Origin of the sequence: Streptosporangium sp. NPDC049644 (genome assembly GCF_040675205.1) — a bacterium.
GTDB lineage: Bacteria > Actinomycetota > Actinomycetes > Streptosporangiales > Streptosporangiaceae > Streptosporangium > Streptosporangium fukuiense.
In genome coordinates, this window is the sequence record NZ_JBFAOJ010000039.1 from 1 (window position 1) to 23,273 (window position 23,273).

23 protein-coding genes are annotated in these 23,273 nt (G+C 71.0%); 8 read left to right on the plus strand and 15 right to left on the minus strand.

Features of this window, described 5'->3' with window-relative positions; genetic code table 11:
* The 3 genes from AB0J58_RS22050 to AB0J58_RS22060 all read right to left on the minus strand — a co-directional run.
* On the minus strand, positions 1–274 hold a 274-nt coding region (locus tag AB0J58_RS22050), incomplete at its 3' end, for an FAD-dependent oxidoreductase (protein ID WP_364218253.1).
* Positions 271–1,713, minus strand: coding sequence for an FGGY family carbohydrate kinase (locus tag AB0J58_RS22055; RefSeq protein WP_364218255.1), 1,443 nt, complete (start codon positions 1,711–1,713; stop codon positions 271–273). The genes AB0J58_RS22050 and AB0J58_RS22055, both read right to left, overlap by 4 nt.
* Entirely contained in the window at positions 1,710–2,495 is a 786-nt protein-coding gene (locus AB0J58_RS22060; RefSeq protein WP_364218257.1) for a DeoR/GlpR family DNA-binding transcription regulator, read from the minus strand. Before AB0J58_RS22060 ends, AB0J58_RS22055 begins: the two co-directional genes overlap by 4 nt.
* Before the next feature lie 430 nt (positions 2,496–2,925).
* On the opposite strand from AB0J58_RS22060, the gene AB0J58_RS22065 reads away from it, so the two are divergent.
* The 4 genes from AB0J58_RS22065 to AB0J58_RS22080 are packed head-to-tail and all read left to right on the plus strand — an operon-like array spanning position 2,926 to position 6,804.
* Entirely contained in the window at positions 2,926–3,903 is a 978-nt protein-coding gene (locus tag AB0J58_RS22065; protein ID WP_364218259.1) for an ABC transporter substrate-binding protein, read from the plus strand.
* Entirely contained in the window at positions 3,900–4,646 is a 747-nt protein-coding gene (locus AB0J58_RS22070; RefSeq protein ID WP_364218260.1) for an amino acid ABC transporter permease, read from the plus strand. The genes AB0J58_RS22065 and AB0J58_RS22070 overlap by 4 nt, the downstream gene beginning before the upstream one ends.
* On the plus strand, positions 4,646–5,416 hold the full coding sequence (locus AB0J58_RS22075) for an amino acid ABC transporter ATP-binding protein (RefSeq protein ID WP_364218262.1): 771 nt from the start codon (positions 4,646–4,648) through the stop codon (positions 5,414–5,416). The genes AB0J58_RS22070 and AB0J58_RS22075 overlap by 1 nt, the downstream gene beginning before the upstream one ends.
* Positions 5,417–5,439: 23 nt before the next feature.
* Complete coding sequence (locus AB0J58_RS22080; protein WP_364218264.1) at positions 5,440–6,804, plus strand: NAD(P)/FAD-dependent oxidoreductase; 1,365 nt, start codon at positions 5,440–5,442, stop codon at positions 6,802–6,804.
* Positions 6,805–6,944: 140 nt separating this feature from the next.
* Here the strand turns inward: AB0J58_RS22080 and AB0J58_RS22085 are convergent, their stop codons facing one another.
* The 10 genes from AB0J58_RS22085 to AB0J58_RS22130 all read right to left on the minus strand — a co-directional run bounded on the left by AB0J58_RS22085 (position 6,945) and on the right by AB0J58_RS22130 (position 17,115).
* Complete coding sequence (locus AB0J58_RS22085) at positions 6,945–7,229, minus strand: hypothetical protein (protein ID WP_364218266.1); 285 nt, start codon at positions 7,227–7,229, stop codon at positions 6,945–6,947.
* Between the two features lie 212 nt (positions 7,230–7,441).
* Entirely contained in the window at positions 7,442–8,173 is a 732-nt protein-coding gene (locus AB0J58_RS22090) for an aspartate/glutamate racemase family protein (protein ID WP_364218268.1), read from the minus strand.
* Positions 8,174–8,308: 135 nt separating this feature from the next.
* On the minus strand, positions 8,309–9,634 hold the full coding sequence (locus AB0J58_RS22095; protein ID WP_364218270.1) for an FAD-dependent oxidoreductase: 1,326 nt from the start codon (positions 9,632–9,634) through the stop codon (positions 8,309–8,311).
* A gap of 37 nt (positions 9,635–9,671) precedes the next feature.
* Positions 9,672–10,547, minus strand: coding sequence for a family 3 encapsulin nanocompartment shell protein (locus AB0J58_RS22100; protein WP_364218272.1), 876 nt, complete (start codon positions 10,545–10,547; stop codon positions 9,672–9,674).
* A gap of 27 nt (positions 10,548–10,574) precedes the next feature.
* Positions 10,575–11,426, minus strand: a complete 852-nt coding sequence (locus AB0J58_RS22105; protein ID WP_364218274.1) for a methyltransferase domain-containing protein — start codon at positions 11,424–11,426, stop codon at positions 10,575–10,577.
* 37 nt (positions 11,427–11,463) lie between these two features.
* Positions 11,464–12,291, minus strand: a complete 828-nt coding sequence (locus AB0J58_RS22110; RefSeq protein ID WP_343978233.1) for an SDR family oxidoreductase — start codon at positions 12,289–12,291, stop codon at positions 11,464–11,466.
* A 42-nt stretch (positions 12,292–12,333) separates the two neighbouring features.
* On the minus strand, positions 12,334–13,344 hold the full coding sequence (locus AB0J58_RS22115) for a sulfotransferase (RefSeq protein WP_364218276.1): 1,011 nt from the start codon (positions 13,342–13,344) through the stop codon (positions 12,334–12,336).
* Positions 13,341–14,495: an MFS transporter gene (locus AB0J58_RS22120; protein ID WP_364218278.1), complete on the minus strand. Its 1,155-nt coding sequence runs from the start codon at positions 14,493–14,495 to the stop codon at positions 13,341–13,343. Before AB0J58_RS22120 ends, AB0J58_RS22115 begins: the two co-directional genes overlap by 4 nt.
* A gap of 32 nt (positions 14,496–14,527) precedes the next feature.
* Entirely contained in the window at positions 14,528–15,937 is a 1,410-nt protein-coding gene (locus AB0J58_RS22125; RefSeq protein WP_364218280.1) for an aminotransferase class I/II-fold pyridoxal phosphate-dependent enzyme, read from the minus strand.
* A 608-nt stretch (positions 15,938–16,545) separates the two neighbouring features.
* Positions 16,546–17,115, minus strand: a complete 570-nt coding sequence (locus AB0J58_RS22130) for a PadR family transcriptional regulator (protein WP_364218284.1) — start codon at positions 17,113–17,115, stop codon at positions 16,546–16,548.
* Between the two features lie 53 nt (positions 17,116–17,168).
* On the opposite strand from AB0J58_RS22130, the gene AB0J58_RS22135 reads away from it, so the two are divergent.
* On the plus strand, positions 17,169–18,350 hold the full coding sequence (locus AB0J58_RS22135) for an FAD-dependent monooxygenase (protein ID WP_364218286.1): 1,182 nt from the start codon (positions 17,169–17,171) through the stop codon (positions 18,348–18,350).
* 31 nt (positions 18,351–18,381) lie between these two features.
* Here AB0J58_RS22135 and AB0J58_RS22140 read toward each other — a convergent pair whose 3' ends face one another.
* Positions 18,382–19,251: a UbiA family prenyltransferase gene (locus tag AB0J58_RS22140; protein WP_364218288.1), complete on the minus strand. Its 870-nt coding sequence runs from the start codon at positions 19,249–19,251 to the stop codon at positions 18,382–18,384.
* Between the two features lie 196 nt (positions 19,252–19,447).
* On the opposite strand from AB0J58_RS22140, the gene AB0J58_RS22145 reads away from it, so the two are divergent.
* The 3 genes from AB0J58_RS22145 to AB0J58_RS22155 are packed head-to-tail and all read left to right on the plus strand — an operon-like array spanning position 19,448 to position 22,282.
* Positions 19,448–20,686, plus strand: a complete 1,239-nt coding sequence (locus tag AB0J58_RS22145) for a 3-oxoacyl-[acyl-carrier-protein] synthase III C-terminal domain-containing protein (protein ID WP_364218290.1) — start codon at positions 19,448–19,450, stop codon at positions 20,684–20,686.
* Between the two features lie 7 nt (positions 20,687–20,693).
* The gene (locus tag AB0J58_RS22150; RefSeq protein WP_364218292.1) at positions 20,694–21,272 is read left to right on the plus strand and encodes an isoprenylcysteine carboxylmethyltransferase family protein; all 579 of its coding nucleotides are present in this window, start codon (positions 20,694–20,696) and stop codon (positions 21,270–21,272) included.
* The gene (locus tag AB0J58_RS22155) at positions 21,269–22,282 is read left to right on the plus strand and encodes an NAD(P)/FAD-dependent oxidoreductase (RefSeq protein WP_364151446.1); all 1,014 of its coding nucleotides are present in this window, start codon (positions 21,269–21,271) and stop codon (positions 22,280–22,282) included. Before AB0J58_RS22150 ends, AB0J58_RS22155 begins: the two co-directional genes overlap by 4 nt.
* 104 nt (positions 22,283–22,386) lie before the next feature.
* Here AB0J58_RS22155 and AB0J58_RS22160 read toward each other — a convergent pair whose 3' ends face one another.
* Positions 22,387–23,223 carry a hypothetical protein gene (locus AB0J58_RS22160; protein ID WP_364218294.1) on the minus strand — a complete coding sequence of 279 codons (837 nt, stop codon included), beginning with the start codon at positions 23,221–23,223 and terminating at the stop codon, positions 22,387–22,389.
* Positions 23,224–23,273 lie beyond the last annotated feature (50 nt).

The following is a 23,273-nucleotide window of genomic DNA, read 5'->3' on the forward strand; positions in this document are numbered from 1 at the left end:
CCAGGACGGCTCCGGTCGGCTCGACCGAGATGCCCGTCTCGTCCGCGTACCGCGACAGCAGCGCGTAGCCACGCGGCACCAGCCGGGACTCCAGCGTGCCGGGGGTGGCGTCGAAGCCGGTGTGCAGGATCGCGGTGTTCGCCTTGCTGGTGGCGTCGCCCACGTCGTCACGGGCCTCGACCAGCACCACGTCCAGCTCGAACGCGGCCAGCTCACGGGCCACCGCGCAGCCGACCACCCCTGCCCCGATGATCGCGACATCATGGATCTTCACGCGTTGTCCTTTCGGGCCGCCGCGCAACGAGCGGCCTGCTCCCAGCGCGCCATCGTCTCGGAGGCCCTCTGCTCGGTCCAGATCGGTTCGAAGGACATGGCAGGCGACCACTCGTCGATCGCGGCCGGCAGGGACAGCTCGTCGTCGAGCGCCAGCCGGGCGAGAGCCGCGGTGCCGAGCGCGGTGGCGTGGGGCGACGGGTAGACGTCCACGGGGACCTGCAGCAGGTCGGCCTGGGCCTGCATCAGGGCATGCGAGCGGGTCAGCCCGCCGTCCACCCGCAGCCGGGTCAGTGGCACGCCGACGTCGGCGCTCATCGCCTGGGCCAGGGTGGCGACCTGCGCCGCCAGGCCCTCGACCACAGCGCGGACCAGCCGGCCCCGCGTGGTGGCCAGGCCGAGGCCAGTGAACGCGCCGCACGGCTCCGGGTTCCACCACGGCTGCGCCAGCCCGGCCAGGCCGGGTACGAAGCAGGCCCCGCCGGAGTCGCCGGCCGACTCGGCGTCGAGCGCGTCCGGCGCGGACAGCAGGCCCAGGTCGACCAGCCACCGTACGGCTGAGCCGGCGGTGTAGACCTGGCCGTCGAGGCAGTAGCCGGTGGATTTCCGCAGCGACCAGGCGAGCGACGAGGTGAGCCCACGCGTGGACCGCACCGCCCGCTCGCCCGTGGCGCCGAGCAGGAAGGCGCCCGTGCCGTACGTGCACTTCACCATGCCGGGGTCGAGGCACCGTTCGGCGACCAGCGCGGCCTGCTGGTCCACGACCAGCCCGGCGACCGGGATCTCCACGCCGGACCTGTCGAACATCGACGTGCCGCCCACCACCTCGTCGCAGCGCACCACGCGGGGCAGCGCCTCGTCGTCGAGGCCGAACAGGGCCAACAGCTCGGGATCCCAGGCGACCTCGTCGAGGTCCAGCAGCAGCGACCGGCTGGCGGTCGTCGCGTCGGTGACGAACGCGCCGGTGAGCTGGTGGACCAGCCACGAGTCGGTGGTGGTGACGACGCCCTCGCGGGTGGCGTGCCGGCGCAGCCAGGCCATCTTCGGGGCCGAGAAGTAGGGGTCGAGCATGAGCCCGGTGCGCCGCCGGACGAGCTCGCCGTGCTCGCCGAGGTCGGCGCAGATGTCCTGGGCGCGGCCGTCCTGCCAGACCAGCACGGTCGACAGCGGGCGGCCCGTCGCGGGATCCCAGGCGAGCACCGACTCTCCCTGGTTGGCCAGCGAGACGGCGGCCAGCGGCGGATCTCCGGCTTCGCGCAGCGCGCGGGTCCCGGCCTGCCGCACGGATGCGAGCAGGTCCAGCGGGTCCACCTCGACGCGCCCGCCGTCCAGGTAGGCGGGCCGCACCGGGACCTCCACCACCGACAGCGTGCGCTCACCGTCGTGCACCAGGGCCTTCGTGCCGGAGGTGCCCTGGTCGACGGCCAGAATCGCGGTCATGGCCGGGCGGACAGGTCGTTGCCGGTCACCACGTGACAGCCGGCGTTCCGCAGCGCCTCGGCCAGCGCCTCGTCGGTCATCTCGCCGGCGATCAGCCCGGTGAAACCGTCGAGGTCGCAGACGCGGAACGCGGCGACCCGGCCGTGTTTGGTGGAGTCGGCCAGCACGTAGGAGCGGGCCGAGGTGGCGAGCACGGCGCGCTTGGTCGCGACCTCGTCCACGTGGAAGTCGGTCAGGCCGGCGTCGGTGCTCACCCCACCGGAGCCGAGGAAGGCGATGTCGGGCCGCAGGTCCTGGAAGAAGCCGAGCGTCGTCGAGTTGGACAGCGCCAGGTCACCGGCACGGACCCGGCCACCCGAGACCAGCACCTCGATCCGGGCCCGTCCGGCGAGCTCGGAGGCGACCAGGAGCGAGCAGGTGACGACGGTGCCGTGGTAGTCGTTCGGCAGCGATCGGGCGACCTCCAGCGAGGTGGTGCCGACGTCGATCATCACCGTCATCCCGGGGCGCACCAGCGAGGCCGCGCTGCGGCCGATGGCCACTTTCTCCTCCGTGGCCAGGGTCGCGCGGTCAAGGAAGGACGCCTCCTCGCCGGCTATCGGTGCGCGCAGGGTCGCTCCGCCGTGCACACGCACCAGCACACCCTGCCGCTCCAGCGCGGACAGGTCTCGCCGGATGGTCTCGTCCGAGACGCCGAGCGAGCGGGCCAGCTCTTCCGTGCGGGCGTGCCCGGTGGGGGCCAGGAGGGTGAGGATCCGGTCATGGCGTTCCGCCGCTAGCACCCGGACCACCTCCGCGCTGGGTGGAGGAATCTTTGACCGATCATGACCGATATTGTGGGTTATGCGGCGTGTTGCTGTCAATGCGGGCAGACTTGAAGCCCTTGAGCTCCACATGTTCACACTGGTCACCCGCGTCTTTTTTCTGATTTGCCAGCGGTTTGCGGTCCATTGTGACGCCGGTCACCTTGACAAAATTCCCACGGATTCCTACGTTACCGACATGTTCACGGGCAGAATCCCTCGAATTACCACAACAAGATCGGGCTGAAACGGGCCCTGATCGGGCGCGTGAACATCGTTATCGCCCCGCCCCCAGGAACAAGCCGGCGACCCACGTATGCCTACGACCACCGCGAGCCCGGCGGACGGTGGACGGTGTTCCGCACCTGAGGCAGCTGGTTCCGTTGACAAAGGACACAAGGTACCGAAAATGACGCGCACCCCGAACGCCGTGAGATCCCGCAGACTCGTCGCGGCCGCATGCCTGACGCTCGCCACCACATTGGGACTCGCCGCCTGCGGCTCCGACGCAGGCTCCGGCCCAGCCACCGACGCAGGCTCGGGCACCGCCGCAGCCGAGGACCTCGGAGTGAACAAGGCCGGTCAGGTGTCGGTCGGCTTCATGAACGGCCTGATGCCGTACGTCGGCCTTGAGAAGGGCGCCCTGACCGGCGTCGAGGGCGAACTGTTCACGCTCGCCGCCAAGGATCTCGGCCTTGAGGTGCAGGCGCAGGGCATGGAGTTCTCGGCGATGATCGCCGGTGTCCAGGCGGGCCGCTACGACATCGGCATCGGCGGCATCTCCTGGACCAAGGACCGCTCCCAGGTGGGCGTGATGAGCGATCCCATCTACTACAGCCCCGCCCTGATGCTGACCCGCCCCGGAGTCAAGGCGACCTCGGTCACCGAGCTCAAGGGCCTCAACGTCGGCGCCGTCACCGGATCGATCAACGACGAGGCGGTCCGCGCCACCCCGGACGTCAAGGCCCGCACCTACCCCGCCTGGGCCCAGGCCATCTCCGACCTGGCCGCGGGCCGGCTGGACGCGATCAACATCGACCCGCTGACCGCCGTCTACCTGCGCGACACCCGTCCGGATCTGAAGAACCTGGAGGTCCAGACAATGACGCCGCCCACCGACGAGGAGGTGGCGGCCAACCCCGGCCTGCAGGGCTTCCGGCCGTACCAGGTGGTCTGGTACTGCTCGAAGAAGGCCGAGAAGCTGTGCGGCAAGCTGGACGGGGTCACCAACGGCTGGTTCACCTCGAAGACCTCCGGTGAGGTGCTCACGAAGTGGGGCGTCAACGCCACCGACTTCCTGACCGCCACCCCGGAGATGACCACGGTCCGCAAGGGCGTCGACCGGCCCGACACGTGGACGGCGCCCACCGCCGGAGAGGGTCAGTGAGCTTCCTCTCCGTCGACTGGGGCGGTTACGTTCCCGTCCTGGTCGACGGGCTGGTCAAGTCGATAGAGCTCACCGCGATTGGGTTCGTCGGCGCCTGCCTGGTCGGGTTCGTCGTGGCGGTGCTGCGGATGTCGCAGAACCGCGTGATCAACGCGGCCGGCTACCTCTACACCGAGCTGTTCAAGAACCTGCCGATCATCACCGGCATCTTCATCATCTACTTCGGCCTGACCGGCATCGGGCTCGTCCTGGACGCCTTCACCTCCGGCTGGCTCGCCCTGTCGCTGTTCTACGGCGCCTATCTGGCGGAGATCTTCCGCGGCGGACTGCAGGGCGTCTCGCGGGGTCAGACCGAGGCGGCTCGCGCCCTCGGCCTGACCCCGGCCCGGGTGCTGCTGACGGTGCAGTTGCCGCAGGCCGTACGGCTGGCGCTGCCGGCCACCGCCACCATGCTGGTGGACCTGCTGAAGGGGACCGCGCTGCTGGTCACCATCGGCGGTGGCGAGCTGATGACCCAGGCGACGATCATCACGTCGGAGACCTTCCAGCCGCTGGAGGTCTACATCGTGATCGGCCTGATCTACGTGGTGATGAGCTGGCCGCTGGCCCGGCTGGCCGGCTACCTCGAATCCCAGCTGCGCGAAGGCACGGCGATGTCGCCGACCAGCCGCAAGCTGCGCAGGATCACCCGGGCGAGGCTCGCGCAGGCCGCCACCGTGACGACAGGGGGGAAGGTCGGCTGATGAAAGAACCGACGATCCAGATCAGAGACCTGCGCAAGTCGTTCGGCGACCTGGAGGTGCTGCGCGGCGTCGACCTCGACGTCCAGCCGGGTGAGGTCGTCGCCGTGCTGGGCCGCAGCGGCAGCGGCAAGAGCACCATGCTCCGCTGCGTGAACCTCCTGGAGACTCCCACCAGCGGCACGATCACCGTGGGCGGGATGGCCGCGTTCGCCGACCGCAAGGCGGCGAAGGGCCGTGACCTGGTCGCGCTGCGCCGGAAGGTCGGCATGCTGTTCCAGGGGCTGAACGTGTTCCCGCACCTCTCGGTGGTGGAGAACGTCGCCCTGCCCATGGTGCGCAGCCTCCGCACCGGCCACCAGGAGGCGGTGGACATCGCCATCCAGTTGCTGGGCAAGGTCGGCCTGCAGGAGAAGGCCCTGTCGATGCCCGGCCAGCTCTCCGGCGGCCAGCTGCAGCGGGTCGCGCTGGCCCGCGCGCTCGCGATGAACCCGCTGGCCCTGCTGTTCGACGAGCCGACCTCGGCGCTCGACCCCGAGTCGACCATGGACGTGCTCAACGTCATGAAGGACCTCAGCGCCGAGGGCATGACGATGATCATCGTCACGCACGAGGTGAAGTTCGCCCTCGACGTGGCCGACACCATCTTGATGATCGCCGACGGCAAGGTCATCGAGCGGGGCTCCCCGGCGCAGATTGCCGAGAACCCGCAGGAGCAACTAACCAGGAAGTTCCTGGCCGAACACACGAAATTCGAAGGCAGCACCGCCTGACCTCCAAGGAGTGCGGAGACATCATGAATGCCGAGAACCACGACGTCCTCATCGTCGGCGGGGGAGTCGCCGGGCTTTCGGCGCTCTGGCAGCTGCGGCACCGCGACGTGGTGCTGCTGGAGGCCGACGAACGGCTGGGCGGCCGGCTGATGTCGCTGCCGCGCGGCGAATACTGGATGAACCTCGGCGCACACCTGTTCCCGGGCGCGGGCTCGCACGTCGAGCGGATGACGTCGGCCCTCGGGCTGGAGACCATCGGCATCCCGGGCGCCAAGTTCGCGCTGACCTTCGCCGGCAAGGTGTACGCCAACAAGCGCGTCGAGACCTACCCGTTCACCCTGCCCATGTCCCTGCGCGAGCGGGTCGCCCTGGCCAACCTAGGCCTGCGCGCGGTGGGCGCGGTCAAGGCGTGGCAGGACACCCAGCGGGAGCAGCCCGGCTGGGCGGCCGCCCGCTTCGGCGGCTACCTGGCCAACCGGTCGTTCCGTGAGCTGCTCGGCCGCCCGCCGGCCCGGGTGGACCGCATCTTCCGCGCGGCCGGGCACCGCGCCGCCTCCGAGCTGGAGGACCAGAGCGCCGGCACCGGCGGCGCCCTGTTCGGTGGGGTGTGGGCAGGGCGCAAGAGCCTGCTGTCGTACAACCTCAACGGCGGCTCCGGCCGGCTCGGCGAGGCGATGGCCGCCGAGCTCGGGCACCTGGTGCGCTACGGCGCCGCCGTGACCAGGGTCCGCGAGGAGGGCGGCCACGTCACGGTCACCCTGCGCGAGCACGGCGAGGAGAAGACGCTGCGCGCCCGCCAGGTGATCATGGCCACGCCGGCGTACGTCTCGCACCGCGTCGTCGAGGGCCTGCCCGGCGACGTCGCCGACGTGCTGGCCGACGTCAAGTACGGCCCCTTCGTCAGCGCCGGCGTCATCACCACCGAGCGCGGCCGGATGCCGTGGGACCACATCTACGCGCTCACCGCCACGGAACAGTCCTTCGACATGCTGTTCAACCACGCCAACCCGCTGCGCACCGGCCGCACCCGCCGTCCCGGCGGCAGCCTCATGGTGTACGCCGGAGGCGACGGAGCCCGCAGGATGCTGGACCTGGATGACAGCGGCGTGGAGTCGCGCTACGCCGACGACCTTGTCGCCGTGTACCCCCAGCTGCGCGGCAACCTCGGCGAGATCAGGATTCAGCGCTGGGAACACGGCATCCCCTACCGCCGGCCCGGTTTCTCCTTCGAGCCGATGCTCCGCCACAGCCGTCGCACCGACGTCGGCGTCCACTTCTGCGGTGACTACTTCGGCGACCTCGGCAACATGGAACTCGCCGCCGCATCCGGCTTCCGGGCGGCCCTCCGCGCCGGTGCCGCCCTCGGCACGGACGGCGGGCGCCCCTGAGCGGTGTCGCGCGGCATGTGGCCTGGCTCCTGACCGGCCGAGGCGGGGGTGTCCCTGCGGCGTGGTCGCCGTCCGGCGCGTCCCAGGTGACGGTGGTGGAATCGGTCACACCGGAACTGCAACCCGTTCTTGTTCGCCGGTTAAGGGGTGACTTTGGAGATCACCGACTCGGCGAACCGCTCCAGGTGCTCGATCTTCTCGCTGAGCGGCTCCGTGTCCGGCCCCTTGATGTACGGCATCCGGAATCCGACGATCAGGTCGGTGACGCCCTTGTCGGCCAGTCGCCGCACCCCGTCCACGGTGTAGGCGTCGTGGGAGATCACGTGCACCTCGAAGGGCCGGTCGGCCGTGCCCTCCTCGGTGCGCAGGGCGGCCAGCCTGGCGAGCAGCGTGTCCAGCTCGCCGGCGTCGCCCCCGCCGTGCATCCAGCCGTCACCGAGGTGGGCGGCGCAGCGCCGCGTCGCTGTGCCCGCCCACCAGGACGGGGATCGGCTCGGTGGGGGCCGGTGACATCTTCACCGGCGGCAGGTCGTAGAACTCGCCGTGATACTCGAAGTAGCCACCGCCCGTCAGGCCAAGGCGCGGTGGGCGAGCCCCCGTGCCGGCGCCCTCGCCGTGGCCGAGGGAGAACGGGGCACTAGACCGTGCCGGAGGCGCCGAAGGGGCGGCGGGTCAGGCTCCGGTGGACCATTTCGGTGAGGGTCACGATGTCGAAGACCGGTATGCCGAGGTGTTCCTGGATCTGGTGGGCATAGGGCACCACGTCGGTGCATTCGATGACGAGCGCCCCCATGTCGGGGTTCTCCTTCGCCAGCTGTTCGACCTGGCCCAGCACCTCGCGGCCCAGGCGGTCGGCGTCGAGATCCGGGCGCCGGGCTTCGAGCATGACCTCGCGGAACTCCGGCTGGTCCTCCAGGCCGGCGACGCAGACCGGGACGTGCTCGGCGCCGACGGCCGCCAGGTGACGCCGGGTGAGAGAGGGCTTCTTGGCGACCAGCAGCCCGACCTTCTGATCCGAGCGGATCATGCGGTGCACCATGGGCAGTTGGATCAGGCTTGAGGCGTGCAGCGGGACGTTGACCGCGTCGGCCAGCTGCCTCTGGAAGATGACGAGAAAGCCGCAGGCACCGGTGATGGCGGCCGCGCCCCGCGCTTCGAGCTCCTGAGCGGCCTGGACGAACGGGTCGAGCAGGCGCGGGTCGGCCTGGGTCACCACGCGTTCGGCGGTCGCGCCGTCCACGACCCGGTAGATGACGGGGAAGTCGAAGGTGGCCCGGTTGCGGATGTGCCCCGGGACCTTGGTGAAGTTGGTGTCGCAGCACAGGACGCCGATCGCGACGTCATGCTCCGTTTCCGCTCCGGTGGCCATGGCGGTTCTCTCCCGTCGGATGTCGCGGTCGTGTCGTCTGGCGGCGGGGCCCGGGCCGGTCACGGCGCGAGTCCGGTGTCCCGTCGCCGCGAGCGGGGGCGGGACGCGCCCCGGCGCGAAGGGCGGGGACACCTCTCATCGCCCGGGACGCGGGCGGCGGCGCGAGGGCCCGCCACCATAGCGGCCGGGGCGCAGCGGGGTGAGGTCCATCTCGGGTCGCTCTCCGGCGACGAGCTGGGCGATCAGCCTTCCGCTGACCGGTGCGAGGCCCATGCCGATGTGGCCGTGACCGCACGCGACGGAGAGGTTGCGGTAGGGGGCGGCACGCCCCAGGAAGGGGAGACCGTCCGGGCTGCAGGGACGAAACCCACTCCAGGTCTCGAGAGTCTCGGTGCTCTCCATCTTCGGGAGGTACACCTGGACGGTTCGCAGGATGCCGTCCACCCGGCTGCGGGAGATCGCGGTGTCCATGCCTGACAGCTCCAGGGTTCCGCCGAAGCGGAGGCGGTCACCGAGCGGTACGAGCGCGACCTTGCCCTCGCCCAGCAGGACCGGCAGCCGGGGCGCGTTGCCCGGTGCCCTGACCGTGACGGAGTAGCCCTTGGCGGGCTGGAGCTTGAGCCCGATGTCCAGCCCGCGGGCGCATTCCGCCGACCAGGTCCCGGCGGCGATGACCGTCTCGCGAGGGCTGAAGTCCCCGTGGACCGTCCTGACCCGCCTGACCTCGGCTCCCGCGACCTCGAAACCGACGACCCCGGTGTGCTCGTGTATCTCCACGCCCATGTCGCCGAGCCTCCGGGCGAGTCCGGTGACGAAGTCGGGGACACGCAGGTAGGCGCCCTCCTCGTTGTACAGGGCACCGTGGATGTCGAACTCGGCGTCCGGTTCGAGCGCGCGCAGCTCCCCCGGGCCGAGGACGCGCAGCGGCACGCCGCTCGCGACCGTTCCCGGCACCGCCCGGCAGGCCTTCTCGAATCCCTGCCGTGTCCGGTACGCGAGCAGCATGCCCTGGGCCGTGAAGGTGGCGGCCAGGCCATCCGACGCGCAGAGCTCGCGGAGGATCCCGAGGCTCCGCTTCTTCATGTCGACCAGCACCCGGAAACCGGCCTTCGCGTCGCGCTCGTTGCAGGCGCGGCGAAAGTGCCAGAGCCACGACAGCAGCTCGGGGTCCGGGCGCGGTCTGATGTAGAAGGGACTTTCCGGGTTCAGCAGCCAGCGCAGTCCCTGGGCCATCACGCCGGGCTCGGCGAGGGGGAGCGCGCCCTGCGTGCCGACGAAGCCGGTGTTTCCATACGAACAGGACTGGAGGCCGCCGACCGGCCCGCGTTCCACGACGGTCACGCTGCTGCCCGCGCGGCGCAGGTAGTAGGCGCAGAACAGGCCGACGACGCCGCCGCCGATGACGAGGACGTCAGGGTCGTACCGGAGGGGGGCCGGGTTCGGGGAGGGCATCGTCGGCATCTGCTGTCCTTTACGGCGGCGCGATCACGGGGCGCGACTACAGGGTCACGATGAAGAAGTTGGTCAGCAGGTTGATCACGACCCGCTCGTAGATCTCGGCCATGAGCGCGACGCCGGGCTCGGCGAAGGTTCCCGGGGGCGGCTCGGCGAAGCGGATCACCGAGCGTCCCGCGTCGAACAGCTGGGCGCCGTGCCCGAAGTCGCCGACGATGGCGGTTCCCGGATCGACCAGGCGCGTCCGCACGATGAAGACGCCGTTCTGCTCCAGATCGTCCATCAGGCGGCCCTGCCCCATGAACCTGTAGTAGTCGACGGGATTGATGATGAGGCCGTCGGCGGTGCCTCCCATCTGCTCGGCCTCGTTGCATGCCGCGAGGATCGTCGAGCCGAACGGCCCCTTCGAGGTCATCCGGATGACCCCCGGGATGTTCAGCAACCCACCCTTGCCTCGGATGATCGTGTGGTTCTCGGCCGTGCCGAGACGGACGATCAGCCGGTAGTTGATGAACGACTCGAAGGTCTCGGGGTCCTCCCACAGGTCCGGTGGGACCTGTACCCACGCGGTGGTGGGATAGAGCTCGGGGATCGGCGACCGGTGGAAGCGGTTGGCCGCCTCGCGCCTCAGGTCGGCCTCGGTGACCTGGGGGTCGCCGGGAAGGGGCGGGCTCTCGTGCCAGTAGAACCGCCGGGGATCCCTGGAGAGGTCGACGACCTTGAGCATGTTGCGCGCCGGGTAGCGCGGTTTGCGCCGCGAACTCGTCAGCGAGTCGGTGATCGTCATGTCGTACTCCACGGAGGCTTCGAGTCCCTTGGCGGCACAGGCCTCGACGAACATCCGGCCCGGCGACATCTGCTTTTTCCGCTCGGCGACGACTTCCGCCATCGTCGACTTCATGCCTTCTGTGCGCTGCATGGCTTCCTCGCTACTGGTGGTTCGGCACTAGGGCGTGGCGTTGCCGGGCTTTCGGGTGACGAACATCCCCCAGCCGAACTCGCCGTCGTCGATGGCGATCTGGATCTCCGCGCATGACTCGGAGAAGGCCAGCATCCAGTCGCGCGCCGAGGCGTCCGGCGTCGCCTCGGCGCGCTCGCGGGCGATCCTGCCCAGCACGCGGTAGGTCTGCCGGATGTGGCTCTCCAGGTTGCGGGCGAGGAGGATCTCGAATCCGGCCTCTTCCAGAGCGGCCTGGTAGCCGACGAAGGAGTAGCCGCCGTTCCATCTCACCCGGTCGTAGACGTGCTTGCGGGCGCGCTCGCCGATCTCCTTCTTGGGCTGGAGGAAGTCGGAGAAGGCGAAGACGCCCCCGGGCCGCAGGACCCGGTGGATTTCGAGGTGACTGCGCGGCTTATCCGGTACGAGGCAGAGCGCGTCCTGGCTGACGACGTGGCTGAAGGTGCCGGTCTCGTACGGCATCCGGGTGACCGATCCCTGGCGGAACTCGATGTCGAGCCCGTTCTCGGCGGTCAGGGCCTCCCGCGCGAACCTGATGCGCTCGGCGCTCAGGTCGAGTCCCCCGCAGCGGCAGCCGAACCGCCTGGCGAGGTGGATCGGGAAGTTGCCGCAGCCGCAGCCGACGTCGAGCACGAACGACGAGCCGTCGATTCCGGCGTCCGCCGCCAGGATGTCGGACGTCCGCTCGGCGGCGGCACGGTAGTCGTCGTCGGCGTCGTCCGCGAAGTAGCCGGTGTGCAGGACTCCGTCACCGTCCCAGAAACTCAGGTAGGTCTGAAGGGTTTGGTCGAAGAAGTCACTGACGTCCCTCTCGGTGTAGACGTGGCCGGTCGTTGACATCACGGGGTCCTTCCTTCGGCTGAGATGGCCTGGGTCGTCATGTGTAGGTGTCCTTGCGCGCGGACGTGAGGTGCTCCGGCTCCGGCCCCACCACGCTGGCGCCGCCGTCGATCAGGTGGAGCGCGCCGGTGACGAACGAGGCCCGCTCTCCGGCGAGGAAGGCCGCGACGGCGGCGAACTCGGCCGGGTCCCCGACGCGGCCCAGGGCGTTGTGCCGGCCCATGGCACGCAGCCGGGCTTCGACGTCGCCGTCCTCGGCCAGCTTCGCCGCCGCCCGCTCCACCGGCGGGGTACGGGTCGTGCCGGGTGCCAGCACGTTGACGGTGATGCCGTCGCGGCCGACCTCGGAGGCGAGGGACTGGGCGAAGCGCACGATGGCGGCGCGGGTCACCCCGGAGAGCGCCAGCTGGGCTATCGGGACGCTCGCCGTCTCCGAGGCCACGAAGAGCAACCGGCCCCACCGGGCGGCCCTCAGGTGCGGCAGCGCCGCGAGGGCCAGGGTCAGCGCCGGGGAGAGCACCTTGTCGATGGCCGCCTGGTACTCGGCCTGCTCGAACTGCGAGGCGGTGCCGATCGGCGGGCTGCCGCCGCCGACGAGCACGATGTGAAGGACGCCGAAGTCGGCGGCGACCTCGTCGACCCAGCGGCGCGCCGCCTCCCCGTCCGTGATGTCGACGCTCGTGGCGTGGACCCGGCCGCGCGCCACCTCCTTGAGGCCGCGTTCGGCCTCCGCGAGCCGGTCGCGGTCGCGTGCGCCGATCGCGACGTGCGCGCCCTCCCTGGCCAGCTCCATGGCGGTGGCGAGGCCGAGGCCGCTGGATCCGCCGGCGACAAGCGCGACCTTGTTCTCAAGCCCCAGTTCCAAACGTCCTCCTCCTTGCCGTACGGTCTGTTCGGCATCCGGCCCCTAGTGCTCCCCGGTCGCCCGCGGCGGCGCGGTGCCGGCCCGCCGTGAACCGCTGGGAAGCGTGCCGCCGTAGCGGTAGCCATAGCGCCGGAACAGCGGCCATGACAGCGTCGCCGCGGCCAGCCTGGCGGGCAGCGGCAGATCGGTCCGCCAGGAGTCGTCCCGGTCCCGGATGACGGTGGTGCCGGTGTGGAAACGGTCGGGATTGCCGGTGACCGTGTGGTTGGTACGGAGCTCGATCGTCCGGCCCCGCATCGGGTTGGCGGCCGGGTCCTCGCCGCAGAGCCGCAGCAGCGCGCCGATCGTTCTCACCGGATCGGCGATGAACTCCTCGTAGCGCAGGAACATCGATCGGTCCCGATGGCGGCGGACGATCGCCTGCGAGGCCACGTTGAAACCGTGCCAGTAGGCGGTGCTCTTCCTGGCCGACATGACGTAGCAGTACTGCTTCTCCCGGCTCCACGACTGGGCGACCGCCCTGGGGTCGCGTACGAGATGGACGTAGTACGGCGTCACCCCGTCGAGGTGCGGCAGCAGGGCCGCCTCACCGGGGATCTTGGTGGTGTCCACGAGGACGCGGGCGCCGGTCAGTTCGGCGACGGCGTGGTAGGTCCGCGTCATCAGGGCGGCGTGCTCGCGGATCTCCTCGGAGTGCAGCCCGCGGTCGAGCACGCGCCAGGTGTGCCTCGTCCGTACGCAGGCCAGCTGGCGGCGGATGACGGCGTCCGCGTGGGCCTGCGCGGAGACCCCGGCCGGCCGCCCGAGCGGGAGGATCCTCGACCAGATGTGGCATTCGGTCAGCGGCCTGCCGCAGCCGCACGAGCTGTTCGCTCCCCTGCCCGCCGCGTTCTTCCACAGGAAGTGCAGTTCCCCGACGTGGAAGACCTCCGGGACCTCGTTGAGGATGTTGCCGATGATGGTGCTGCCGTTGCGGCACCATCCGGTGATACAGAGGATCTTGAGAGGTGTCTTCGAGAGGTTCGATCCGTTGATGACGTGCTCCTGACTCAACTCACGGCCGCCGGCTGCGCGTCCTGCCCGCGGACACAGAGCGCCACGGCCACGGCCGACATCGCGCAGACGGCGCCGACGACGAACACCGCGGGGTAGCCGAACCCGGCGGCGACCACTCCGATCAGCGGCCCCCAGACGGCCAGGCCCAGGTCCCAGAAGGAGGTGTAGGCGCCGATCGCGGCCCCCTGCCTCGACGGGTCGGTGCGGTTCATCACCATCAGGGCGAGCGACGGGTGCAGCAGCGAGAACCCGGCGCCCATGACCAGGCTGCCGAACACGGCGACGGGCAGGTTCGGCGCCAGGGCGATGATCGCAAGACCGGTGGCCTCGCCGATGCCGGACCAGATGGCGACCCTGCGCGGCCCGAGCCGGTCCGGTAGACGGCCGATGAACAACCTGGTGCCTGCGTAGACGGCGCTGAAGCCGCTGAGCACCACGACACCCGACTGGACGCCGCGGGCCTGGAGGTGCAGGACGACGAAGGCGGCGAGGCCCGCGTACCCCGCGGCGGCGAGTCCGAGGGCCAGCCCCGGCAGCAGCACCGGGCGTGGCAGCAGGGTGTGCCCACCGTTCTGCCGCACCTCGCCCGGCTGCCCCGCGCGTGCGGGGGCGGGAACCGCGCTGATCAGCAGGAGGGCGACCAGCGCGGCGGCGGCACTGAAGCCCCACACCGCGCCGTAGCCGAAGTTCAGCAGCAGCGCGCCCAGGAAGGTCCCCACCGAGATCCCGCCCCACATGCTGACGCCGTAGAGCCCGATCAACTGCCCGCGGCGGTCGTGCGGCGCGAGCGAGACGACCCAGACGGCGCCGGCGGTGAAGAGCGACGCCTCGCCGACGCCGGCCAGCAGGCGGACGGCGACCAGGCCGCTCAGGCCGAGCGGCAGGAGGTAGAGCAGGCCGCCGACGGCGATGACCAGCGCGCCTGCCCGCATGACGAGGCGATGGCCGTACCGGTCGGCCAGGTGGCCGGAGACGGGTCTCACCAGCAGGGCCGTGAGCGCCGTCGCCATGACCACCAGCCCGACGGCGAAATCGCCGGCGCCGAACCTCTCCCTGACGAAGCCGGGCAGCACCGGGATCGCCGCGGTGAGGCCCAGGTAACCGCAGAAGAGTCCGCCGAAGACCCCGGCGAGGGCGAGGCGGGGCATCGTGCTCTTCTCCGTGGAGGCTTCCATCATCGCTACTGCCCGACGGGCGCGGTGTCGGCCAGCCCGGTGACCGGATCCGCCGGCCGGGCGGAGTCCTGGTCGGCGGAGGCGTACCCGTCGGCGAGGGGGGTCCGCGGGTCGCGGGCCGGCGTGACGGCCGCCGCCACCTTGCGGACCGCCCTGATCAGGTGATCGCAGTCCTGCGCCGAGAGGTTGGAGGACAGCGGGATGTCCACCGCCTGCTCTAGGTATCGCGTGGTGTTCGGCAGCAACGCCTTGACCTCCTCGACGCCCCTGGCGCCGAACATGAACCGCCAGTTCCAGAAGACCCGCACGTTGGTGTCCTCGTCGGAGCCGAGGTTGCGCGCGTCGACGCCCTCGCAGCAGAGCGCGCGGGCGAACCATTTCGCGTCCACGCCGGGAACGCGGAAGATGAACGCCTCTCCTAGATAGGCGCCGGGGGCCACGGGCTGGCGGATCGAGATCTGGGGGAGGTCGGAGAGGGCGGCGGCCACGTAGGCGTAGTTGCCACGGAAGCGTTCCAGGCGCATCGGCAGCCGGGTCATCTCGGCACGCAGCAGGGCCGCGCGGATCTCGTCCATGCGGAAACTGAACAGCGGCAGGTCGAGATCGGTGGCGATCGGTGTCTCGCCGTCCGGGAAGTGCCGCCGGAAGCGTCCCTCGTAGGCGCCGGAGAGCACGACGGCGCGGGCGAAGAGCACGCTGTCGTCGGTGGCCAGGAAACCGCCCTCGCCGCAGTTGAGCGACTTGTCGGACTGGGTGCTGAAGGCGCCCGCGAGGCCGAAGGTACCGAGTTTTCTGCCTTTCAGTTCCGCGCCGAGGGCCGGGACCGCGTCCTCGAACACCGGCACGCCCACGTCGGCGGCGAAGCGCGTCACCGCCTCCATGTCGGCGGCGAAGCCGCGCATGTGGACCACCAGGATTCCCTTGATCTCGGGTGTCCAGCGGCGCCGGAGATCGTCGACGTCCATGTGCAGGTTCTCGTCCACCTCCACCAGGATGGGCGTGCATCCAGCGAGCACGATGGCGCTGGGGGTGGCCACGAAGGTGAAGCCGGGACAGGCGATCAGCGAGCCCGGCGGGATCCCCGCCGCCATGATGGCGAGCGCGAGCGCGGTGGTGCCGCTGGACACGGCCAGCGCGTGCTTGCTGCCGAAATAGCGGCACAGTTCCTCCTCGAACCTGCCGCATTCGGTGTCCTGCTGGGATCGGTAGTCGTAGCGGAAGTAGAGATGGCTGCGGATGGCGCGTAACGCCGCTTCCTCGTCCTCGGAATGGACGAAGACGGCCCCCTTGTCGTAGGTCGGCCAGGGGGTGCACCGGACGGGATCACCGCCGTTCACGGCGAGCCGCCCGTCCTCGGCCTGTCCGGTCTCCGGCAACGGCCGGACCGGCACCGGCCCCTCCTTGTTTCTGTTCACCGTCGAGCTCCTCGTCACTGGCTGGCTGCTTTTCTCGTCGATGTTCTCCGGGCAGGCGTAATCACCACCACCGGCGCGGTGGTGGCGGCGTCGAAGGTGTCGGCGGTGAAACTTGTCCGTCGCTCCCCGCTGCGGCCGCGGGGCTGGAGCGAACCGGAAACGGCGCTGTCGGTGGGCCGGGAAACTACGGGAGGTCGATTCTCCCGAGGGTCCGCCCGGTGAGTCCGAGGGGATTATTGATCACATTGTCGGCCAAGGAAAACCTTTTGAATGTTCCCTAAATGTCCGGAGGGTGTCAATGGGGAAGAATGCCATGAGACCAATAATGAATAATCGACCCCGGAGCAGAAAAACCCACAAAACCTATAATAAAACTCGAAAACCGGGAATGAATGTCACCGCCAACCGGAGACATTTCCCATTTCCACTCCCGCCCGGCGTTCGACATCCCGGTTTCGGCCGACACCTTAATCGCGTTCGAGAAAAAAACTTTTCGGGTGACGGCGATGATGTCGCCGCATTTTCTACACAGCCGGATCAATACCCGCCACTCACCCGAAAGGCTTTTCGGGCCATGCGGTCATCCCCTGGCGTTCAGCGAGCCGGCGTCAGAGGCGGAAGTCCCAGTCGATCAGGCCCGCGCGCAGGTCGTCGGCGAGTCCTCGGACATAGGCGAGTTCGGCCTTGAGCACGGCCCGCTGGTACTCGGCCTCCACCAGGAAGAGGCGGGGAAGGAACTTCGCCCCCTCGGTCAGGTCGCGGTCCGTCTCCGACAGTCGCGCCTCCAGGGAGACCAGCCGCTCGTCGAGCGCCGCACGGACCTCGTCGGGTGGCAGCACGGGCATGAAGGCGAGCGCGGCGGGAAACTCCGGGAACTCGCGGGCCCGCACGGAGAGCATCGTCCGCATCCACCGCCGCAGCGTGTCACGGCCCGCGTCGGTGGGCTCGTAGACGGTCCGCTCGGGCCGGTTCTCCTCGCGCGAGGTCTCACGGACCGCGATGAGCCCGTCGCGGAGCAGCCTGTCGATGGTCTGGTAGACGCTGTTGCGCTGCGCGACGTTGACGACGTCGCCCTTGTGCCGCTCCTTGATCATCCGTTGCATCTGGTACGCGTGCATCGGCGCCTCACAGACCAGCGAGAGCAGCGCCATGGCCAGGGGGGATCGCCTCGTAGACATGGGCACATCGTAACGGCCTACCCAGCAATAGTTATTCTATGTATAGTCATTTTATGACTAAAAAGGCTCTGATAGCCGGCGGAGGCATCGCCGGCCCGGTGACGGCGATGGCCCTGCGGCGCGCCGGCATCGACAGCGAGGTCTTCGAGGCGTACGACCGAGGTTCCGATGGCGTGGGCGCCTTCCTCACGCTCGCGGTCAACGGGCTGGAGGCCCTGCGCCCCCTCGACCTGCACGATCTCGTCGGCGACCTGGGCATGGACTCCTCACGGATGCTGATGCTCAACGGGCGCGGCAGGCCACTCGCCGCCACCCGGCAGCCCAGCCGGACGCTGAGGCGCGCCGATCTCTATCGGGCGCTGCGCGACGAGGCCGTACGGCGCGGCGTGCGGATCCACTACGGCAGGCGCCTCACCGACGCCTCGATCACCGAGACCGGGGTGCGCGCGGCCTTCGCCGACGGCAGCACGGCTGAAGGCGATCTGCTGATCGGCGCCGACGGGCTCCACTCGCGCACTCGCGCGATCATCGACGCCGGGGCACCTCGCGCCCGGCACGTCGGCCTGCTGAACACCGGCGGTTTCGCGCGCGGCGTCGAGGTGCCCGGTGAGCCGGGAACGAGCCACTTCGTCTTCGGCAGGAGATGCTTCTTCGGCTACCTGATCCATCCGGACGGCGAGGTGTGGTGGTTCGCCAACCCGCCGAGCCCCAGGGAGCCGACGCCGGAGGAACTCGCGGCGATCACCCCGGCGCGGTGGCGCGCCAGGCTGACGGAACTGTTCGGCGACGACACCGGACCGATGCTCGACATCATCGGCGCGACCGACCACATCATGCCCGGCTGGAACACCTACGACTTCCCGACCGTGCCGAAGTGGTTCAACGAGCGCATGGTGATCCTGGGGGACGCCGCGCACGCGACCTCGCCCTCCTCCGGCCAGGGGGCGTCCATGGCGATCGAGGACGCCGTGGTGCTGGCCAAATGCCTGCGAGACGTCCCCGGCACCCGCGACGCGTTCGCCGCTTTCGAGGCGGCACGGCGAAAGCGGGTGGAGCGGATCGTGGAGCAGGGCAGACGTAACGGGAGCGGCAAGGCGCAGGGAGCCGTCGGCGCCTTCTTCCGCGATCTCGCACTACCGGTGATCATGCGGCAGCTGGACAGGAGGAACGCGCTGGCCTGGATGTACGACTACCGGATCTCCTGGAACGAGCCGGCGTCCGCGGCGTCCGGCTGACCGGCGGGCGACCGGCGGGCGACCGGCAGGGTCAGGACGCGGTGATGGCGGTGCCGCGGGCCAGCAGCAGGACGACGGCGACCGCGGCGACGGCCACGGCCACGGCGAAGGGAACACGCGGTGAGTTCCGGCCCAGCGCCACCCCGCAGGCGGTGAGGGCTCCGGCCACCGCCAGCGCCGTCCAACCCCCCGCGCCCGGCGACTCGGTGGGGCCGAAGACGAGCAGGGCGGTCGCGGCCAGCAGCGGCAGCGGGATCAGGACGCGGACGCGGGCGACACCGAGCCGCTGCGGCCAGCCCCGGACCCCACCTGCGAGGTCCGCGGGGATGTCGGGGAGCACGTTGGCCAGGTGCGCTCCGCAGCCGAGCAGCGCCGTGGCCAGGACCGCCCACCAGGCGGGCCACGGATGTCCCGGCAGGCCCAGGGTCACGAACCCGGGAAGCGCGCCGAAGCCCACCAGGTACGGCAGCCAGGAGAGCACGGTCGCCTTGAGTCCGAGGTCGTAGGCCCAGGCCGCGGCGACGCCGACGATGTGGACCGCGCCTGCCGCCGGCCCCGAGGCCAGGGAGAGCGGCACGCAGAGCGCCAGGGCCGCGATCGCGGCGACCCACACCGTGCGGACGTTCACCGCGCCGCCGGCGACGGGCTTGCCGGTACGACCCGCGGCGGCGTCCCGCGCCGCGTCCACCGCGTCGTTGCACCAGCCGATCGAGAGCTGTCCGGTCAGCACCGCCGCGGCCACCAGGACGCACCCGGCCGCGCCACGCCCGCTCAGCGCGGCCAGCACGGTCACCAGGACGGTGACCGCCATGCTCGGCCCGGGGTGACAGGCCAGCAGCAGCCCTCGCACGGCCCTGGGCGCCGACCCTGTCCCCGGGCACATCGGCCGGCTCGTCGTCACGGATCGATCGTAGGCCGAGAGGTCCGGGGAAGCGGGTACCGAACATCCCAAAAAAGCGGACATCACTCCAAGAAGCAGACAACGTTGCGAGGCGGAATGCTCCAGGAAACGGACACCGAGACTGTCGCGACGCATGTCACAGATCCAGCTGGGCAAAAGGCAGATGTCCGCTGTTCGCGAGCCGGGGGTCTGTTTCATGACGCGAATCGTCGCTGTCCGCGGCGCGCTCCCGCCGAACCGGCACCCCCAGGCAGAGATCACCGAGGCGTTCGCGCGGGTGTGCCTGCCCGAGGGGGCCAACCGCCGGTTGCTCGACCGGCTGCACACCTCCGCGCGGGTGGAGTCACGGCACCTGACGCTACCGCTTGAGCAGTACGCCAAACTGGACGGCTTCGGGGCGGCCAACGACATCTTCGTGGAGACGGCCGTGGAGCTGGGCACCGAGGCGCTGGGCGGCGCGCTGGAGGAGGCCGGGGTCCTCCCCGAGGAGGTGGACATGATCCTCTTCACCTCGGTGACCGGCGTCGCGGCCCCCTCGGTGGACGCCAGGGTGGCCGGGCGGCTGGGGCTGCGCCCGGACGTCAAGCGGATCCCCGTCTTCGGACTGGGCTGTGTCGCGGGGGCGGCCGGCATCGCCCGGCTCCACGACTACCTGCACGGCTGGCCCGAGCAGCTGGCGGTGCTGCTCTCGGTCGAACTGTGCTCCCTCACCCTGCAGCGCGGCGACGCCTCCGTCGCCAACATGGTGGCGAGCGCCCTGTTCGGTGACGGGGCGACGGCCGTGGTGGCCTGCGGTGACGAGTGGCGGCCCCGGCGTACCGGCTCGCCCGCGACCTCCAGGGCCGGCGCGGTGAGCGGCGCCTTCGCGACGACACGGCCCGCGGGGCCCGCGGGGTCCTCCCCTGCGGCGAGCGCTCCCGCGGCCGCCTGGCCCGCGGGTCCCGCCGGCTCCTCCCCCTCCAGCGGCGAGCCGGCCTCCCACCGGCCCTGCGGACGGGCGGCTCCGGCGGTGGTGGCCTCGCGCAGCCATCTGTATCCCGGCTCCGAGCACGTGATGGGCTGGCAGGTCGGCGACACCGGCTTCCGCGTGGTGCTCGACGCGAGTGTTCCCGAGGTGGTGCGCACCTACCTGGCCGACGACGTGCACGACTTCCTCGCCGACCACGACCTGAGCAGCGAGGAGGTGACGGCGTGGGTCTGCCACCCGGGCGGTCCCAAGGTCCTGGAGGCGGTGGCCGAGACGCTGCGGCTTCCCGAGGACGCGCTGGACCTCACCTGGCGCTCGCTCGCCGCGATCGGAAACCTCTCCTCCTCCTCGGTCCTGCACGTCCTGCGGGACACGCTCGCCCTGCGGCCGCCGCCGCCCGGCACTCCGGGGATGCTCCTGGCGATGGGGCCGGGCTTCTGCTCCGAACTCGTACTGCTGCGCTGGTAGGAGCCCGATGTCCTGGCATCTGTCGTCCTGGTACCTGCTGCTGGTGCTACTCGTCGGCCTTGAGCGAGTCGCCGAACTGATCGTCGCCCGCCGTAACGCGCGATGGAGCACGGCGCGCGGCGGGGTGACGTACGGGCGGGGTCACTACCCGTGGATGGTCGCCCTGCACACCGTTCTGCTGGCCGGGTGCCTGCTGGAGGCGGGTCTGGCCGGCCGGCCCTTCGTGCCCGCGCTCGGCTGGCCGATGCTCGCCCTGGTGGTCGCCGCGCAGGGTCTGCGCTGGTGGTGCGTGGTCTCGCTGGGCCCTCAGTGGAACACCCAGGTGATCGTGGTGCCGGGCCTGCCGCTGGTGGAGCGGGGGCCCTACCGGCTGCGGCCGCTCCGCCACCCCAACTACGTGGCGGTGGCCGTCGAGGGGGCGGCGTTGCCTCTGGTGTACGGCGGGTGGGTCACCGCGCTGACGTTCACGGTGCTCAACGCCGCGCTGATGAGGGTGCGGATCCGCTGTGAGGAGGACGCTCTGGCCTCGCTCTCCGCGACGGCACCGGCCGGCGCGCCGCCCGCCGGCGGGCGGGCGCCGACATGATCGACATCCTGATCGCGGGCGGGGGACCCGCCGGGCTGGCCACCGCCATCCACGCCGCCCTGGCCGGGATGGAGGCCGTCGTCGTCGAGCCCAGGGCCGTACCGGTGGACAAGGCGTGCGGCGAGGGGCTGATGCCCACCGGGGTCGCGGCCCTGCGGTCGCTAGGGGTACGGGCCGAGGGCAGGCCGCTGCGCGGCATCCGCTACCTGGACGGCCGTCACGAGGCGGAGGCGGCGTTCCGCGACGGATCGGGCCTGGGCGTGCGGCGGACCGCGCTGCACACCGCGCTGTCCCTGCGGGCGCGGGAACTGGGCGTGCGGATCGTTCCCGGCAAGGTGGACGGCGTGCGGCAGGACTGCCGTCTCGTCGAGGCGGCGGGGCTGCGAGCCCGCTGGCTGGTGGCCGCTGACGGCCTGCACTCCCCGCTGCGCGCCCTGCTCGGACTGGAACTGCCCTGCCGCGGGCCGCGCAGGTACGGGCTTCGGCGGCACTACCCGGTCGCGCCGTGGACGGACTTCGTCGAGGTCCACTGGGCGGCGGACGGCGAGGCGTACGTGACGCCGGTGGGCGAGAACCTGGTGGGCGTCGCCGTGCTGAGCTCTCGACGGCGCGGCTATCCGGAGCACCTGGCGGACTTCCCCTCGCTCCTGGAGCGGCTGGAGGGGCCTGCCGCGACCCCGGTGCGCGGGGCGGGGCCACTGCGCCAGCGGGTCCGCGCCCGGGTGGCGGGGCGGGTGCTGCTGGTCGGCGACGCGGCCGGCTACGTCGACGCGCTCACCGGGGAGGGGGTGTCGCTCGCGCTGACGTCCGCGCGGTTGCTGGTCGACTGCCTGAGGGCCGGCGTCCCCGGGGCGTACGAGGCCGCCTGGCTGCGGCTGTCGCGACGACACCGGCTGCTCACCGGGGCGCTGGTGGGCAGCCGCCGTTACCGGGCGGCGGGGCGGTTGATCGTCCCGGCCGCCCGGCGGCTGCCCGCCCTGTTCGGCGCGGCGGTGCATGCCCTGGCCTGACCCGGCCGGCGGGCTCCACACCGCTCCGTTCCCGGACGGAGGCCATGGACGGACGCCGCGGACGCCGCGGACGCGCGGCCGTCGGGGCGGCAGGTGACCTCACATCAGCGTGGCGAGACCTTGTGGACGACCCCCAGCCTGGGGGCGTAGTGCGTGGTGCCCTCGAACCTGAGCCGCCACTCACCGCCGGTGCGCCCCTGCACCACCCTGGTGAAGCGTCCGTGGGAGTCGGTCGTGGCACCGGCCGCCCTCGCCCAGTCGGCGCCCTTACCGGCCCGGTGCATGATCGCGACGGGCTGGCCGGGGAAGGGGGCGTAGTCGAGGTGCCCCTGAGGGTCGACCCGGTTCAGCGCGCCCGCCACGCGCACCCCCGAGCCTCCCGGTGCCACCTGGACCCCGCCGAACCTGGTCAGCCGCTTCAGCAGGAAACCCGTATGTCCGGTGACCTCGGCGCCGTCGGCGCCCCTCGCGGTCACCGAGACGGTCCAGGGTCCGGCCGGATACCAGCGGCTCAGGCTCCTCTCCGGCGCGAACCGCCAGGTCTCCCACCCCTCCCCCGGACGGAACCCGGTCATCCCCGCCGTGCCCGGGGCGAGACGGGCGGACACGGTCGGGCCGGGGACGGGGCCGGGCGCGAGGGCGGGGCCCCTGCCGGGACCGCCGCCCGGGCGGGACGCGGTGACGGGGAAGGACGTTCCCTTCGAAGCGGGGATCGCCCCCGGCTCGACCTTGATCGTCACCCCCGCGGGGCCGGTGACGCCTCGGGCCACCACCTCTATCACCATGCGTACCGTGTCCGCGGGCCCGACCACGGGATTCGCGGGACGCAGGGTCACCGAGCGGATCGTCAGGTCCTCGGCGGCGGCCGCCGGGGCTCCTGCCGGTACCGGCAGGGCCATGGTCCCCGCCGCCAGGGATGCGAGAAGGACTCTCAACGTCATGACCAGGAGGCTAGGAGTCCACCGGTAACAGGCAGGTAGAGGACACACGC